5 protein-coding genes are annotated in these 17,274 nt (G+C 71.9%); 1 reads left to right on the forward strand and 4 read right to left on the reverse strand.

Going from position 1 to position 17,274, the window contains the following annotated elements; all coding sequences use genetic code 11:
• Nucleotides 1–7: 7 nt before the first annotated feature.
• The 4 genes from ABTY98_RS17315 to ABTY98_RS17330 are packed head-to-tail and all read right to left on the reverse strand — an operon-like array spanning nucleotide 8 to nucleotide 15,352.
• Entirely contained in the window at nucleotides 8–1,981 is a 1,974-nt protein-coding gene (locus ABTY98_RS17315; RefSeq protein ID WP_352221755.1) for a Gfo/Idh/MocA family oxidoreductase, read from the reverse strand.
• Nucleotides 1,978–3,144, reverse strand: coding sequence for a saccharopine dehydrogenase NADP-binding domain-containing protein (locus tag ABTY98_RS17320; RefSeq protein ID WP_352221756.1), 1,167 nt, complete (start codon nucleotides 3,142–3,144; stop codon nucleotides 1,978–1,980). The genes ABTY98_RS17315 and ABTY98_RS17320 overlap by 4 nt, the downstream gene beginning before the upstream one ends.
• On the reverse strand, nucleotides 3,141–8,666 hold the full coding sequence (locus ABTY98_RS17325) for a non-ribosomal peptide synthetase (protein WP_352221757.1): 5,526 nt from the start codon (nucleotides 8,664–8,666) through the stop codon (nucleotides 3,141–3,143). The genes ABTY98_RS17320 and ABTY98_RS17325 overlap by 4 nt, the downstream gene beginning before the upstream one ends.
• Nucleotides 8,663–15,352 (reverse strand): amino acid adenylation domain-containing protein, encoded by a 6,690-nt coding sequence (locus ABTY98_RS17330; RefSeq protein WP_502994254.1) that lies wholly within the window; start codon nucleotides 15,350–15,352, stop codon nucleotides 8,663–8,665. The genes ABTY98_RS17325 and ABTY98_RS17330 overlap by 4 nt, the downstream gene beginning before the upstream one ends.
• 256 nt (nucleotides 15,353–15,608) lie before the next feature.
• Between ABTY98_RS17330 and ABTY98_RS17335 the strand changes: the two genes are divergently transcribed.
• Complete coding sequence (locus ABTY98_RS17335; protein ID WP_352221759.1) at nucleotides 15,609–17,246, forward strand: (2,3-dihydroxybenzoyl)adenylate synthase; 1,638 nt, start codon at nucleotides 15,609–15,611, stop codon at nucleotides 17,244–17,246.
• The last annotated feature ends 28 nt before the right edge of the window (nucleotides 17,247–17,274 follow it).

The raw sequence follows: 17,274 nt of genomic DNA on the forward strand, positions 1-17,274 counted from the left end.
GAGGTCCTCAGCGGTCGGTGACGGGTGAGACAAGTACGGAGACGGTGGTGGCTGGTGCCGGGTCGGGCGCGTTGGTGAGCACGGCCAGCGGCGGCGCGCCGGCCCGGGTGGGCAGGGGCCGTACGGTCATGCCGGACTCGGCCGCCACGTCCTTCAGGCCGAAGGGGGCCCAGCGGTAGGAGTCGTGCACCTCGCGGACCACCGCGGAATCGCCGTCCCGGTAGACACGCCAGGTGGAGTTCAGCCGCATCACGCCGTCCTCCGCCGCGTCCGGTGTTCCGGAGAACGTCCACTCGTAGCGCTGCCGCCCGGCGGCCGTGGTGGCGAGCCTGGTGGCCGGGAGGGTCAACGGCGCGTCGAAGCCCATGAGTTCGACGACGACGAGTCCACCCGGGGCCAGCCGTTGTCTCAGCCTTCTCCACAGCCGCGTGCGCTGCGAGGCGTCGAGGTGGCCGAGGACTCCGCACAGCAGAACGGCACTGACACGGTCCGGGAGTTCCAGGTCCGGGGCCGCGTCCGCGGTGATGGTGACCCTGGAGCGCAGGTCGGGGTCGCTGAAGACGCGGCTGGTGAGCACGGCGCGCATGCCGACCGCGGGTTCGCAGGCGAGGATTTCCACGTCCGGTCTGGCCCGGGCGACCGCTTCGGTCACCAGGCCGGTACCGGCACCGATGTCGACCACCGGCCCGGCACCGAGATCGGCGTCGGCGAGCAGTGCGGCGACGGCGGGGGCGCTCGCGGTCGCGGTGTGTTCGGCCGCGACGAGGTCGAAGAACTCCGCCGACGGGGTGTAGGGCGCGGAGTCGCCCGGTGGGGCGGAGACAGCCGATGGGACAAAGACAGCCACGGCCTCGCTTCGGACAGGCCCGGAGCCGGGTTGCGGATCGGCCGGGGCCCGTCCGGGGCCGGGGAACATGTCGCTGGCCGGGAGGGGGCGTGGGGCGGGTGGCCGTACGATCTCCGGTGGTCCGAGCCGTGCCGCCAGGTCGGACCAGATGCGGCACACGGCCAGGTCGTACTGTCCCGCGCGCAGAGCGTCACCGCCCTGTTCGGCGGCCTCGCGCAGCCCGTCGAGCGCGCTTCCGATGGCCTGCGGCCACAGGTCGGTGAACAGGGTCCGGAAGGTTCCGGTGGTTCCGACGACCGCCGTGGTACCGAGTCCCAGACTGCCGGTGCCCGGCCCGTCCAGGACGAAGCGGCGGTCGGCGTCCCTGCCGATGTGCAGCCGCGGACTCCACAGGACCGGCCCGTGTGTGTCGGCCAGGGAAAGGACGCCGCCCTGTGTGCCGATGGAGATCCGGTGCCAGTGCAGGGCGTGGTTGTCGCGGTCGGACGGGTCGAGCTGGTGGTGCACCCGCAGCGTCAGGGGTACGCCGCCGAACACACCCTGCAGGGAGCGGAACGGCTGCGGCCCGATCTCCGTGGGAAGCGGTGCCGGGTCTGCGAAACGCCAGGGCCGCAGGCTGCCCAGCGCTCGTCCGAGGATGTCCACCAACGGATGCATCAGGTGGACGGGGGTGGCGGCGTCCACGAAGAGCGGTTCCTGCAGGGCGGTGAGTTTGCGGGCCGCTTCGGTGAAGGCCCGGACGGGAGCGACGTGCGGGTAGTGGGTGTTGATGCGGTACTGCACACCCCGGCGGCGTGCGTGCTTGAGGCAGTCCGTCAGCTCGGTGAGGTGAACCGGGTGTTCCTGAAGGACGTGGATGCCTCGGTCCATCAGCGCCTTGGCCAGCTCGGTGCCCTGTCCGCCGGATATGGAGGAACTCACGGCCACGCAGGCGGCGTCGATGTCGGCCGGGAGGTCGTCGACGTCCGAGTAGTGCGGGACGCCGAGGCTCTCGGCGTACGAACGGGAGGCGGCGGAGCCCCGGCTCAGGATCCCGGCCAGGGTGTATCCCGGGCGCTGCCGCGCGGCCTCGGCGTAGAAACGGCCGAAGTTGGTCCCGCAGACCAGGACGCGGAAGGGCGGTTCGGCGGTCACAGGACGCCCTCTTCCACGTGCTCGTCGTCCGCCGCGGAGGCAGCCGCTCCGGTGAGCCGTATGTCGCCGGCGCCTCCCGCGCGGAGGTGGCTGACCGTGGTGGCCGGGTCCAGCACGTCGCACGCGAAGTGCACACCGGGCGGCACGGCGGCCCGCAGTACGGCGTCCACCGCGAGCGCGCCGACGGCGGCGGTGAGCCGGTAACTGCTGGCCGCGCGCAGCGTCAGCCCCGACGTCGCGGGCTGTCCGGACGCGGTTCCCGACAGCTCGAAGTCCATGACGTAGTAGGGCTTGCGTCCGGCCAGGTCGAGGTCGGCGGCGAGGATCAGACGGTGTGCCAGGTCGTCCGGGTCGTCGCCCGCGGCGAGACGGCCCGGCAGGAGGTTGAGCAGGGCACGCACCTGAGGACCGGGATGGACGTTGTACCAGTCGAGCCGGTCGAGGCCCAGTTCGGCGGCGAGGCGTTCGCTCTCCCCGCTGAGGTAGGGCTGCACGGCCACCCGGCCGGGAAACCCGGCGCGTTCGGTGTCCTCGGCGGTCCGCAGGGCCCGCGGAACGCGTCGGCCGCCCCGGATGGCGGCAAGCGCCTCGCCGTAGGCCGCGCCGTCCGCCCCACCGGCGGTGAGGGAGAGCATGAGATCTCTGGCCACCGTGGGCGAGCAGGTCTCCAGGCCGCCGCAGTGGGCGGTCAGTCCGGAGGCGCTGTCGAGGCCCTGCCGGGCCAGCCAGCGTGGCAGCAGGCTGGACAGGCCGGGCAGCGCCCCCGCCGACAGGACTACGGTGCGGCCGTCGCCGGCCGGGTCGCCCTCCTTGAGCAGGTCCTCGGCGGCCGGGTCGTCCCCGGCCACGTCGACGCAGTGCGCGCCCGCGGCGAGGGCCGCCGAGGCCACCGTCGCCCGGAGCCGGTAGGTGGGGCCGACGCAGTTGAGGACGATGTCGCATCCTTCGGCGAAGACGCGCAGACCACCCGGAGTGGCGGCGTCCGCCCAGATGATCTCGTCGCGGCCGGCGGGGTCCTCCTCGGCGACCGCACACAGGGCCGACGTGGTCCGGCCACCCAACCGCAGCCCGGCATGGCCGAGTTCACGCAGTTCGCGCACGGCGGCCCGGCCGACCGCTCCGGAGGCTCCCAGGACACCGATGAGGGGCTTCTTCCGTGTCATCGGGTGATCGCCCCCTGGGTGAGTTCGCCGAGGGTCTTGAGGATGCCGGGGGCGTGCTCGACGGACAGACAGGTGTAGTGGTCGCCGCCGATGTCGACGATGTCCAGTTCGCCCAGGGTCAGTTCCTCCCAGTAGGCGGTGACGGCGTCCTTGCTGCCGGGGAAGGGGTAGGCGCCGTCGTGCCGCAGGAAGGTGATGTCGCCCGCGTACGGCTCGGCGCTGTAACGGGTGATGGCGAAGACGCTCTGCCGGAAGGCGAGGAACAGCCGTGTCATGTGGTCGGGTTCGTAGCTGCCGGCCGATGCGGGCACCGCCTCGCACATCCGGGCGATGCGGGTGGCGCGGGGCACGTCGGCCAGCGCCCGGAAGCAGCCCGCGACATCCTCGAACTCGTCGGGAAGCGCGGCGAGTCCTCCGTCGGGCAGGACGCCGGGGCTGCCGGCCAGGACGGCGTCGGCCGCCGCGGCCACCCGGTACTGGTCGTCGGGGAAGCCCAGCGCGGCGGGGTCGATGCCCATCATGACGGCGAAGGAGTACTCGGCGAGCAGTTCGTCGTCCAGCCGGAAGCGGGGGCTGTGACTGCTGATGACCGTGAGGCTCTCCACCTCGGCCCCGGATTCGGCCAGGTTGCGCGCCACCTCGGTGGCGATCAGGCCGCCCAGGCAGTAGCCGACGACGTGGAAGCGGCGCCGGCCGTCCGCCGTCAGGGACCGCGCGTAGTCGGCCGCCAGCTGCTCGATGAGCCCCTCCGGCGGGGCGGCGAGGAACCCGTTCAGATCCGGGACCTCGACGCCGACGACCTCGGCGAGGCCCGGCGAGCGCCGCCTGATCTCGGTGATCAGCGCCCGGTACGGCATGATCGTGGCGGTCCCCGCGTGCACCAGCACGGTCGTGGGTTCGTCGGCCGACCGGGCGCCGTGGAGATGGATCACCGGGTCGGTACGTACGGCGGTGCCGGCCGTCGGTGCCTGCTCCGCGCCGGCCAGTCCGCGCAGGAATCCGGCCAGGCCCGCCACCGTGGGCCGGCGGAGCATGTGGCGCAGGACGACCTCCCATTCGAGGTCGGCGGCCTGCGGTATGCGTTCCCGCAGCCGGCCCACCATCCGGGCGACCAGCAGGGAGTCGCCGCCCAGGTCGAAGAAGTCGTCGTTGCGGGTGACGCACTCGACCGACAGCAGTTCCGCCCACAGTTCGGCCAGACTGCTCTCCAGGTCGTCCATCGGCCGGTCGTCGACCACGGGCTGTGCGGTTTCCCGGGGCAGCCAGGTCCGCAACCGCGAGCGGTCGGTCTTGCCGTTGGCGGTTCGGGGCAGGGTGTCGACGATCTGCCACACCGCCGGGAGCATGTAGTCGGGCAGCCGGGTGGCCGCACTGCGCGCCAGCTCCCCCACCGGCACGTGGTGCCGGTCGCCCTTCGTCGTGGCGATGAACACCTCCTGCCCGGTCGAGGCCAGGGGGTCCTGCGGGTCCGGCAGGGACGTGACGTCCGACGCGTCGTGGCGGTCGAGGAGTTCGCGCCACTGGGCGTGGGTGAGGAACGACTGACCGGTGTGTGCCCGTACGTCGGTCCAGGTCCGTCCGGCGACCTCCAGGAACTCCATGGAGACCAGCAGCGGGAGGTTCACGTCGCGGGTGTTCTCCACGAACACCAACTGGCCGCCCGGTACGAGCAGTTCCCGCAGTCGGCCCACCGCCGCGTCCGCGTCGGCCGCGGCGTGAAGGGTGTTGGCGCAGACCACGACGTCGAAGGAGTTGGGGAGGAGGTTCTGGGAACGTGGATCCTCGTCGACGTCGAAGCGCTGGTAGCGCACCCAGGAGTGGTCGGCGAAGCGTTCACGCGCCTCGTTGAGGAAGAAGGCCGACGCGTCGGTGAAGAGGTAGTCGACTCCGTACTCGGCGAGTACGGGCACCAGTTCGCCCGTGGTGCCGCCGACGCCGCCGCCCACCTCCAGCACGCGCAGCCGCTCCTCGCCGGTGTGGGCCGCCGCGATCTCACCCAGGGCGGCGACCACGGCGCGGTTGAGATGCCGGATGGCGAGATTGTCCCGGTAGGCGGCGTCCGCGGCCTCCAGCGCGGCGCCGGGGAAGAGCAGCTCCCTGATCCCGATGTCCCCGGCGATCAGTTCGGGCAGCCGGTCGGCGCAGGTGCGCATGACGGTGAGCAGTTCGGTGCTCCAGCCGACCTCGTGCTCCAGCTCGGCGGCCCGCTGCCAGCTCTGCTCCAGCTCGGACGCGGGGACGGGGACGAGCTCGCCGTAGGTGTCCTCGGTGTCATGGTGCGTCAGTCGGCCTCGTGAGCTGAGAGCCCGCAACCAGCGCCGCACGATGTGACGGTGGCGCGGGGTGGAGCGCAGCGCCGCGCTCACCTCGTCCGCCGTGCGCGCGGCGCCGTCCTCGAACACCCCGGCCGCCGCGAGGACGCGGGTCATCTCGGCGAGCGCCACCTCGTCGAGCGCGGTGAGGAACTCCGTCAGTCGGGCGGCGTCGACGGCCGTGGAGGCTTCCCGAACGGCTTCGGCGGCTGCCGTGCGCGCGTCTTCGCGTCCCGGCTCGGCCGGCTCCTCGCCGTCCCGGCGTGCCGTCTCGACGAAGGCGGCGAGGCGTCGGCCGCCGGAAGCGGAGTAGTCGACGATGACCGCGCCCGCGGCCACGGCCGGGTGCGCCTGCACGGCGGCTTCGACCTCGGCCAGTTCGACCCGGTAGCCGCGGATCTTCACCTGGGCGTCCTCGCGGCCGAGGAACTCGATGGTCCCGTCGGGGAGGTAGCGCCCGAGGTCACCGGTGCGGTAGATCCGCTCGCCGCCGGCGGGGTCGGTGAGGAACCGCTCCGCGGTACGCGCCTCGTCGCCGAGGTAGCCCATGGCGACTCCGGCACCACCGATGTACAGCTCGCCCGGCACCCATTCGGGCCGGGGCCGCAACTGTTTGTCGAGTACGGCGAAGGTCTGGTTGGTCAGGGGCTTGCCGTAGGGGATGCTCGGGCGTGCGGTGTCCACCTCGCCGATCGGGTGGGCGATGGACCAGATGGAGCCCTCCGTGGCACCGCCGAGGGAGATCACCTCCAGGCCCGGCAGGAGGCTGCGGCCCTCGTCGGGCAGGGACACCGGTATCCAGTCGCCCGAGATCAGCGCGAGCCGCAGCGTCCCGTCCTCGGTGGGGGGTTCCGAGCGCAGCCAGTCGCACAGCATGTGCAACTGGCCGGGCACCGAGTTCCACACGGTGACGCCGAAGTCCCGGATCAGTTCGGCCCAGTGGGAGGGGTCACCGCGCCGCTCGGCACGGGGCAGGACGAGGGTGGCGCCCACCGACAGCGGTCCGAACAGGTCGTAGACGGACAGGTCGAAGCCCAGTCCCGCGATCCCGAGGACACCGTCTTGCGCGGTGACGGAGTAGCGCCGGTTGATGTCCTCGATCGTGTTGAGGGCCGCGCGGTGACTGATCATCACGCCCTTGGGCGTGCCGGTGGAACCCGACGTGTAGATGACATAGGCGAGTTCGTCCGGGTGACGGCGAGCGCCGGCCATGGTGGACGTGACGCTATCCGGGATCAGGTCGACGGCGACGGCCGACACGCTCGCCGGGAGATCGTCGATCTCGGCGAGCCAGGACTGCGTGAGGACCGTGCGTACCCCGGCGTCCGCGATGATCGTGTCCCGGCGGGCCGGTGGCTGCGCGGTGTCGACCGGAAGGTACGCCCCACCCGCCATGAGGATGCCGAAGACGGCGACCACCTGCTCCCAGCCCTTGTCCATCCAGATGGCCACCGGCTCGCCGGGCCGCAGCCCGGACTCCGCCAGCGTCTCGGCCAGGCCGCTCGCGCGGGCGACGAGCCGGCGGTACGAGAGGGCCAGCTCAGGCGTCCGGACCGCGATCGCGTCCGGTGTGGCCAGGGCCTGAGCGAGCACGGGTTCGTGGAGGAGGGCGTCCGGCAGGGGCCCCTCGGTCGCGTTGACCGCGGTTCTGCGGGCCGCTTGTGCGTCGGGCAGAGGGATGCGGGCCGGTTCGTCCCAGGCCACGTCGCTTGCCTCGCCCTCGGCGGACAGCAGACGCACGAGGTCGGTGTAGGCGGCGAACATGTCCTCCGCCACGCCCTCGCTGAGCGCACCCTCCCGTACGTCCCAGGACAGGCTCAGCGCGTCCCCGCGCCGCATGACCTGGCAGTCGAGCCACACCTGCGGCGTCTGGGTCACGGCATAGGTCACTTCGGGGGGCACGCCCTCGGAGGTGGCGCCGGTGCCCAGGGCGCTGGTGAAGACGACCGGCATCAGGACCGGCGCTCCGGACCTGCGGGAGAGTTCGGCGAGTACCTCCGAGCCGGTGAACAGCGGGTGTGCCAGGTCTTCGAGGAGCTGCTCGCCGATGGTCCTGACCCGCTCGGCGAAGGACGCCGGAGCGTCGAGGTCGACGGCGAGCAGTTCGAGTGAGGTGAAGTCCCCGACGAGCCGGCCGATGTCCTCGTGCAGCTCGGGGCGGTCCACTGTCGGCACGTTGAGCGTGAACCGGCTGGTCCGCGACCAGCGGCCGACGGTCTCGGCGTAGGCGGCGAGCAGCGCCGTCGACACGGTCAGCCCGCGCCGCGCGGCCCGCTCGGCGAAGCGTTCCCGGTCGGACGCGGGAAGCGAATGCTCCAGTCGCCGAAAGACCACGGCCTCGCCGTGCCGGACCGTGCTCTCCCGTGACCGCCCTACCGGTTCCCAGCTTTCCGCGGTGGGCAGTTCGGGGGCGGGCGGCAGCGCGTCGAGCCGCTCCGTCCAGTAGGCCCGGTCCCGGGAGTACTCGGCGCCGTCCGGGAGGGCACGGCGGGCCAGCACGTAGTCGCGGAACGAGATCCGGGGCGCCTCGGACAGGGCGGAGCCCCCGTAGCGGCTCTGGAACTCGGCGAGCAGGATCCGCAGGCTGGCGTGGTCGACGACGAGCATGTCGAACGAGAGGTGGAGCACGGCGCGCTTGCCGGTCCTGCTCACGTGGACGTCGAAGAGCGGCCAGCGGTCGGTGGGGGCTCGTCGTACGGACATGCGGGCACGGGTACGCTCCAGCTCCCCCTCGGCGTCCGCCTCTGCCGGGAGCGTGGTGAGGTCGCTGACGGTGACCTCCAGCTCGGGGACTTCCGGCAGCACCCGCTGGTAGCCGTCGTCGTGGATGACGGCACGCAGCATGTCGTGCCGCTGGACGAGTTCGCGCCACACGGCGGTGACGCGGTCCGGGTCGAGTTCGGGGTACTCCAGCTCGACGTACGCGTGGCAGCCGATACCCCCGTAGGCGTAGGCGTCGGTGCGTCCGATGAGATAGGCGGCCTGGATATCGGTCAGCGGAAAGGGTTCGTGGCGCCCGGCCGGGTCGCTCCGCAGGACGGGCTCGCCGGCTTCCAGGTGGCGCAGGATCTCCTCCCTGTGCGTCCGCAGCTCGGCTCGGCGTTCGTCGGTGAGTCGGCCCTGCGGGGCCCGGAAGCGCAGTTGTCCGTCCTGAGCCCACAGGACCACGCCCTCGTCGGCGCAGCGGGCCAGCAGTTCAGCGATGTTCACAGCTCTCCGGTTTCGTAGGCGGTCGCGTGGGCCGCGAGCGTTCGGGTGACGTCCGCGCCGAGCGCGGCGATCGTCGGTGCGGCGAAGAGACGCCGGACGGGAACGGCGACTCCCAGGCGGCGCTCGATCGCCGCCAGCAGGCGCAGCGCCGAGAGGCTGTCGCCGCCGATCGTGAAGAAGTTGGCGTTCCGGTCCAGCACCGGGCCCGGCACATGGTCCTGCCACAGTTCGGCGAGGGTTGTCTCGATCTCGCCAAGCGGTGGTTCGGCATCGGCGGACACCGCTTCCTGTCCCGCCGTGCCGATCAGGGCGTTGCGGTCGACCTTGCCGTTCGCGGTGAGCGGCAGGGCGGGCAGCAGCAGCACACGGGACGGGACGGCATAGGGGGCCAGCCGCTCCGCGAGCCAGCCGAAGAGGCTCTCGGTGAGGTCCGACGGCTCGGGCGACCGGCCGGCCCCCTCCGCTTCGGCGGCTGTCCCACCGCTGCCGGGTGTGTCCGCGTCCGCGGGCACCATGGCCGATGTGTCCCGTGGCACGGCGAACGCGACGAGTCGTTTCGCGGTGCGCTCCCCCACGGCGACGACGGCGGCCCGCGCCACGTCGGGATGTGCCTCAAGGGCCGCTTCGATCTCACCCGCCTCGATGCGGTGACCGGCGATCTTCAGCTGGCTGTCGAGGCGGCCCAGGAACTCCAGCAGCCCATCGCCCCGGTAACGACCCAGGTCGCCCGTGCGGTACCAGCGCCGCCCGTTCCGTACGACGAACTTCTCGGCCGTGCGGACCGGATCGGACAGATAGCCGCGCGCCAGCCCCAGGCCGCCGATCCACAGCTCGCCGGGCGTCCAGTCGGGGCAGTCGCGGCCGGCCTGGTCGACCACGCGGTAGTGCTGCCCGGTCAGCGGCCGCCCGTAGGGGATGGACGCCCACCGGGGGTCCACCTCGTCGACGGTCAGGGTGTTGGACCAGATGGCGGCCTCCGTCGCTCCGCCCATGGCGACGAACGTGCAGGGCCGGGCCGTCCGGGCCTTCAGGCGGGCCGGGAGGTCGAGGCCGATCCAGTCGCCGGAGACCAGGGCGGTTCGCAGACCCCGGACACCGCCCGCTTCGTGGCCGCCCTGTTCGTCGGCGTCGAGCAGCAGGTCGAGCAGGGCGGGCACGGTGTTCCACACCGTCACGCCGTGCCGGCCGACGAGGCTGGGCCAACGCGCCGGTTCGCGCCGCAGGTCCTCCGTGGGCAGCAGGAGGGAACCGCCCGCGGACAACAGGCCGAAGATGTCGTACACGGACAGGTCGAAGTCGAGTGCCGACAGGGCGAACACACGGTCGTCCTCGGTGATGCCGTGGCGGGCGTTGATGTCCGCGACGGTGTTCCAGGCGGCGGCGTGGGTGATCTCGACGCCCTTGGGCTCACCTGTCGAGCCGGACGTGAAGATGACGTAGGCGAGCGCGTCGGGAGACGTCTCGTGCGGCGCCGGCAGCGGCGGCCCTTGCTGTGTGTCCTGGAACGGGATGGCGCGGGGCGCTGTCCCCTGCGCCTCGCCGTCCGGATCGGCTACGGCGGGCCAGTCGCCGATCACCAGGGGGAAGCCGGCCGTGGCGTGCACCCGCTCCAGTCGTGCGGCGGGCTGATCGCGGCCGAGGGGAACGTAGGCGGCGCCGGCCGCGAGCACGCCGAGAACCGCGGCGATCTGTTCCGGGCCCTTGGGGAGCGTGATCGCGACCAGATCGCCCGGACGCACACCGGCGGTCACGAGTGAGGCCGCGGTCCGCAGTGCCTGCTGGGCGAGCGTTCCGTAGCTGACCTCCGTTCCCTGCGCGGTGACCAGGGCCGTGCGGTCGGGACGGTCCGCGGCGCGCGCGAAGAACGTCTCGTGCAGGAGGCGAGCGGGTACCCCCTCCAGGCTCGCCTCCAGGGCCTCGGCGGTGCGCCTCTCGCGCTGGGACGCGGGCACCAGGTCGGGCAGAGGCGATGCCCAGTCGTTCGTCACGAGGTGACGAAGCAGCCGGGTGTGGGCGGCGAACATGGCGTCGAGAACGCCCTCGCTGAACAGTTCCTCCACGGCGTCCCAGGTGACGACCAGCTCCCCGGACTCCTCGGTGACCTGGTTGTCCAGGCAGACCTGCGGGGACTGCGAGATGCCCCAGACCTTCGCGGGGAAGCCCGCGGCGGGATCGGCCAGAGCCGCGTCGCCCACGCCGATGGCGCTGGTGAACACCACGGGCGCGGCCGCGTCCACCGTGCCTGTGCGGCGCCCGAATTCCCGCAGCAGCCAGTCGATCGGTACGTCACTGTGGTCGAGGTCCTCGGCCTGACGTTGCTGAAGTGCGACGGCCGCGGCCAGCCAACCCTCCTCCGCACGGCGGTATCCCGCCAGGGAGAGGGAGGTGAAGTCACCCAGCACACGGTGGATGTGAGGGTGTACGTCACGCCGGTTGAAGAGGGTCAGGGTGACCGTCAGGGCGTCGGTCCCGCTCCAGGCCGCGAGCACTTCGCAGTACACGGCCAGCAGCACGGTGGAGGGGGTGAGACCGTGACGGGCGGCACCCTGCTTGACGGCCCTCCAGTCCGCCGTGGCCAGGCGGAACCGGCGCCGGGTGAAGGCGGGCGTACCGAAGGTTGCGGGGTCCCGGTCGAACGGCAGCGCGGGAGGTGACGGCAGTTCGGCCAGCCTGCTCTGCCAGTGCTCGCGTGCGCGTTCAGTCGCGGCCGGATCGGTGGGCAGTTGCGTCAGGTAGTCGCGGAACGACACGTCGACCGGCGGGAGTTGCCGGTCCGTGTCGGCGTAGAGGGCGTTGAGCTCCGCGTAGAGGGTGGTGATCGAGAGGGCGTCGAGGACGAGGTAGTCCAGGCCGACGCCGATCCGGGTCCTGAGGGTGCCGGAGCCGTCGGGACAACGCACCGCCTCCACTGCGAACAGCGGCCACTGGGCGGGGTCCCGTACCTGGTGGGACATCCGCTCACGCAGCCGGGCCAGGGCCTCGGACGCCCCTTCGTAGTCCGCCTCCTCCACCGGTATGCCAAAGGCCGGGACGTCGGGGAGGACGCGCTGCGTGCCGTCCTCCACGACAGCGCGCAGCATGCCGTGCCTGTCCACGAGGCTACGCCAGGCCCGCTCCATCCGGTCCAGGTCGACGTCCGCGCCGTCGAACTCGGTGTAGTGCCAGGTGCCGACACCGCCGAGGGTGAAGCCCGGGTCCCGGCCGGTGTGGTAGGCGGCCTGGACATCGGTCAGGGGGAACGGCTCGTGGGCGTGACCGGGGTCGGGCACCAGGGCGGGCCGCGCCTGCTCCTCCTCGTCGCTTCCCGTCGCGGGGTGCAGCGTCTCGCAGAAGTGCTGGAGCACGGGGTGTGTGAACAGTGCGGCCACTCGGGCGCCGGTGAACCCGGCGGCGCGCAGACGGCCGATCATGCGCGTGGCGATGAGCGAGTCGCCGCCGAGCAGGAAGAAGCTGCTCTCCCTTCCGATGTCGTGCACGCAGAGCAGGGCGGCCCATTCGGCCGCGACGGCCGTCTCCACCGGGCCGACGGGCTCCGACGTACGGGGGCTCTCCGCCCCTGCGGAATCGGTCAGAGCCTGCCGTACGGCCGCCCGGTCGAGCTTGCCGTTGGCGGTCAGCGGCAGGTCGGGAAGGACCAGGATCCGCTCGGGAACCATGTAGGCCGGCAGTCGTTCGGCCACCCGGGCGCGCACTTCGTCCGGGTGCGGTGCCTCCCCGCGGGCCGACACGGCCGCGGCCAGCCGGCGCATCGGCGTCTCGAGGACCGTGGCAATCGCGTGCTGGACGGTGGGGTCGTCCTCCAGGGCGGATTCGACCTCACCCAGTTCGATGCGGTAGCCGCCGATCTTGACCTGGTGGTCGGCGCGGCCGAGGAACTCCAGAATGCCGTCGGGCCGGTAGCGGGCCAGGTCGCCACTGCGGTACCAGTGTTCACCGTCGTACTCGACGAAACGCTCGGCCGTGCGCTCGGGATCCGACCGGTAGCCGGTCGCCACGCCGCGCCCGCCGATCCACAGCTCACCGGGGACGAGGTCCGGGCAGTCCCGGCCGCGTCCGTCGACCACACGTGCCCGCATGTTGCGCAGCGGTACGCCGTACGGCACGGACTTCCAGGCGGGATCGGGCTCGTCCACCTCGAAGACGGTCGAGTGCACCGCCGCTTCCGTCATGCCGCCGAGTGCCACGAAGCGGCAGCCCGGTACGAGGGCGCGCAGTCGGCCGGGCTGGTCGAGGCCGACCCAGTCGCCGCCGAGCAGGACCATGCGCAGGGAGTCCCCGAGGCCCTCGTCCTCGCCCGCGGCCATGAGCAGGTCAAGGAGGGCCGGTACGCACTGCACCAGCGTCACCCGGTGTGTGCGTACCAGGCGGGCCCAGTGGTGGGCGTCCCTTCGGTGTTCCTGTCCGACGGCGACCACCTGGCCGCCGAGGGACAGCGGGGTGAAGATGTCCCAGGTGGCCAGGTCGAAGTCCAGGACGGAGATCGCGAGGGTGCGGTCGTCGGGACCGAGTCCGAGCTGGTCCTCCATGGCCTCGATGGTGTTGACCACGGCGCGGTGCGGGACCTCCACGCCCTTGGGCAGACCCGTCGAGCCGGAGGTGAACAGCACGTAGGCGGGCAGGACGGTGTCCGGCTGGGCGACCGGGCCCGGCGCCTGCGCCGGTGCGTCCTCCAGGAGCAGCACCGGAGCGGATGAGACGTCCGCACACAGGTGCGCGTGCTCCTGGTCGGTGAGTACGGCGGACGCCTCGGCTACGGCGTGGATGCGTGCCCGGCGTGCGGCGGGCTGCTCGACTCCGACGGGGGCGTAGGTGGCGCCGGCGGCCAGGACGCCGAGCACGGCGGTGATCTGGTCGGCGCCCTTGGGGAGGGTCACCGTCACGGTGTCGCCCTCCCGCACACCGTGCCGGCGCAGCAGCGTCGCGACCTGCCGTGCCTGATGGGCGAGTTGGCCGTAGGTGAGCGTGCCGCCGGACTCGCGGATGACCGCGGTACGTCCTGGCTCGGCTTCGGCGAGCCGGAAGAAGCGGGTGTGCAGGGCGCGGTCCGGAAGGGGCGTGGTCGGCAGGGCCGTGACGGCTCGCCGGGGCAGGGCGCCGGGGTCCAGCAGCGGGCCCACCGGGCGGGTCCAGGCGGAGGGGTCCGTGACCAGGTTGGTGATCAGGCGGCGGTACGCCTCGAAAGCCGCGTCGGGGACGCCGGGTTCGAACACGCCGTCGCGCACGTCCCAGTTGAGGAGGAAGCCCCCGTCGAGTTCGGTGACCTGCGCGTCCAGGAAGACCTGCGGCCCCTGCGAGATGATCCAGACGGGACGGCCGAAGGACTTCTGGACGTCCTGCTCGAAGATCTCGCCCAGCCCGATGGCGCTGGTGTAGACGACGGGGGCGAGTACCGGAGCGCCCTCTATGCGTGCGAGGTCGCGTAGCACCTCCACCCCGCCGTACGCGCCATGGGCGATACCGTCCTGGAGCCGCTCCTGCAGTTGCCGGGCCTGGTGGACGAAGGGCAGCGGTGCGCTCATGTCCGCGTCGAGCAGGACGGAGCTGCTGAAGTCGCCCACGAGCTGGGCCACTTCGGGGGTGTACATCTCCCGGTCGAACAGGGGGAGGTTGAGGAGGAACCTCTGGCTGCCGCTCCAGGCCGCGATGACTTCGGCGAAGGCGGTGGCGAGCGCGGCCGCGGGGGTGAGGCCGTGTCGGCGGGCGGCGCTGATCAGGGCGCCCTTGGCCTCCGGGTCGAGCCAGTGGTGCAGCCGACGGGAGTGGGTGAGTGCCGTGTCGTCCGCCCGAACCGGGGTGAGGGGGTCGACGGTCGTCGGCAGTCGCGGTGCGCGAGGCAGTTCGGCCAGCCGTTCCTGCCACCAGGCGGCGTGCTGGTCGCGCTCGGCGCTCCGCCGGTGCGTGTGTTCGGTGAGGTATCGACGGTAGTCGAGGCCGATTTCGGCCGGCGTGTCGCCCGGACACTCGTAGTAGCGCCGCAGGTCGGACAGTAGGACACGCAGGCTCAACGCGTCGCCGGCCATCATGTCGAGGTCGAGTTGCAGACGCGTCCCGCCGCCCGGGAGGAGACACAGGGCCAGCCGGAAGACCTGACCGGCGGTGACGTCCGGTCGCGCATGGGTGTTGCGCTCGCGGAGCCGCCCCAGTTCCGACTCGACCCCGTCGGAGGGGTGTTGGCGCAGGTCGTGGACGGTGAGTTCGGCGTGCGCGGCGCCGAAGTCCTGGCGGCCCTCGTCGTCGAAGACGGCCCGCAGCATCCCGTGCCGCCGCACGACTGCCTTCAGGGCGGTGTCGAGCCGGGCGGGATCGACGTCATGGCCGTCCAGTTCGACGTAGAAGTGCGCGGCGACGCCGCCGAGGGGCTGGCCGTCCTGGCGGCCGATCCAGTAGGCGTGTTGCATTGTCGCCAGGGGGAACGGTCCGCCTTCTGCCGCCTGCCCGGTGGCGAGCGGCACAGGCCGGCCGGCGGATGGCGCGTCGGCCCGAGCCTTCTCCCTGAGCAGCGTCGTCCAGGCACTCAGTGTGGGCTTCCGAGTGAGGTCCTGGAACGTGACGGTGCTGCCGTCGCGGCGCCACCCACCGACGAGACCCATCAACGCCAGTGAGTCGAGGCCGACTTCGAAGAGGTCTCGATCGCCGTCCAACTCCTGCGGGGCCACGTTCAGCGCACGTGCCACCGTCTCACGCACCGCCTCCGGCGCATGGACGTCACGGTTCACGGCGTCGCCGTTCCAGGTCTGCGTCGTGACGGCCGGTTCATCGCTCACTGATGAGACGCCTTCCAGTCGGGGTGGTGTGAAGGCCGTCGGCGATCGCTGACGGGTGTTGCGTTCAGTGCCGGGCCCACGCTAGATAAAAATGATTATCATTTCGAGGTTCGTATCGTAGCCACGCGACAGCGCACAGCGCCAGTGCCCGGACCCACAGCGACGAGAGGCAGAGCCCATGAACGAGACCCAACCCCGTTGGCCCGAAGCCGAATCGGAGCGTTACCGCGCTGCCGGACACTGGCGGGGAGTGACGTTCGGCGCCCAGCTGCGCCGGTGGGCGGCGGACCACCGTGAACGCGTCGCCCTGGTCGACGGTGACCGGCGCTGGACGTACCCGGACCTGGACGCCGAGGCCGACCGGGTCGCACGCGGGCTGCGCGCACTGGGAGTGGCCAGAGGCGACCGGGTGGTCGTACAGCTCCCCAACTGTGCGGAGTTCGTGCTGCTCTGGTTCGGCCTGCAGCGGCTCGGCGCGGTACCCGTCCATGCCATGCCGGGCCATCGGCGGCGGGAGATCGGCCATCTCGTGCGCACCTCCGGAGCAGTGGCCTGCGTCGTTCCCGACCGGCATGCGAGGTTCGACCACCGTGAACTCGTGCGGGAGATACTCGCCGAGCAGGAGCCCGGGGGGCCGCTGCGCCACGTGGTCGTGGTCGGCGCCCCCGGCCCGCATGGCGACTTCGTCCCGTTCGAAGAGTTGCGAAAGACCGGCAACTCCGGGCAGGACCTCGTCGGCGACGACAGCGGGACCGACTCCGCCGACCTCGCCCTGCTGCTGCTGTCCGGGGGCACGACGGGACTGCCCAAACTCATCCCCCGGACGCACGACGACTACAGCTACAACGCGCGTGCCAGCGCGGACGTCTGCGCCCTCGACGCACAGAGCGTATATCTGGCGGTCCTGCCGATCGCCTTCAACTTCACGCTGTCCTGTCCCGGCGTGCTCGGCACCCTCTCCAGAGGCGGAACCGTCGTCGTCTCGCCGGATGCCAGCCCGCAGACCGCGTTCGCCCTCATCGAGCGCGAAGTCGTGACCATCACTTCCCTGAGCCCTCCGCTTGTTCCGTACTGGATGGACGAAGCCGCCTCCGGCGCCTGGGACATCAGCAGCCTCTCGGTGGTCCAGGTCGGCGGGGCACGGCTGCCCGACGACCTCGCGCGCAGGCTGGGACCGGCACTGGGGGCCACGGTGCAGCAGGTCTTCGGTATGGCGGAGGGCCTGATCAACCTCACGCGGCTGGACGATCCGGAAGACCTCATCTGCACCACCCAGGGGCGCCCCATCTCGCCGGACGACGAGATCCTCGTGGTGGATGCCGAGGGCAGGGCGCTGCCGGACGGCGGACCGGGCGAACTGCTGACCCGGGGCCCGTACACGCTGCGCGGCTACTACCGGGCGGAAGAGCACAACCGGACGGCGTTCACCGCCGACGGCTACTACCGGACGGGAGATGTCGTACGGCGTCTGCCATCCGGGCATCTCGTCGTCGTGGGCCGGATCAAGGACCAGATCAACCGTGGCGGCGAGAAGATCGCCGCGACCGAGGTGGAGGAGCAGTTGCTGACGCATCCCTCCATCGCCTCCGCCGCCCTGGTCGGCGTGCCCGACGAACGGTGGGGCGAGCGCTCGGTCGCCTTCGTCGTGTGCTCCGGCACCGCACCCGGCGCCCACGAACTCGCCGTCTACCTGAAGGGCCGCGGGCTGGCGGACTACAAGGCTCCGGACGAGGTCGTCGAGGTGTCGCAGATGCCGCTGACAGCCGTGGGGAAGATCGACAAGGCGGCGCTGGCACGGCAGTTGCCGCAGGCTTGAGCCGGCGGGAGGGGGGAGCGCCCCTGCT

Source organism: Streptomyces sp. NPDC096040 (genome assembly GCF_040303265.1).
Lineage (GTDB): Bacteria > Actinomycetota > Actinomycetes > Streptomycetales > Streptomycetaceae > Streptomyces.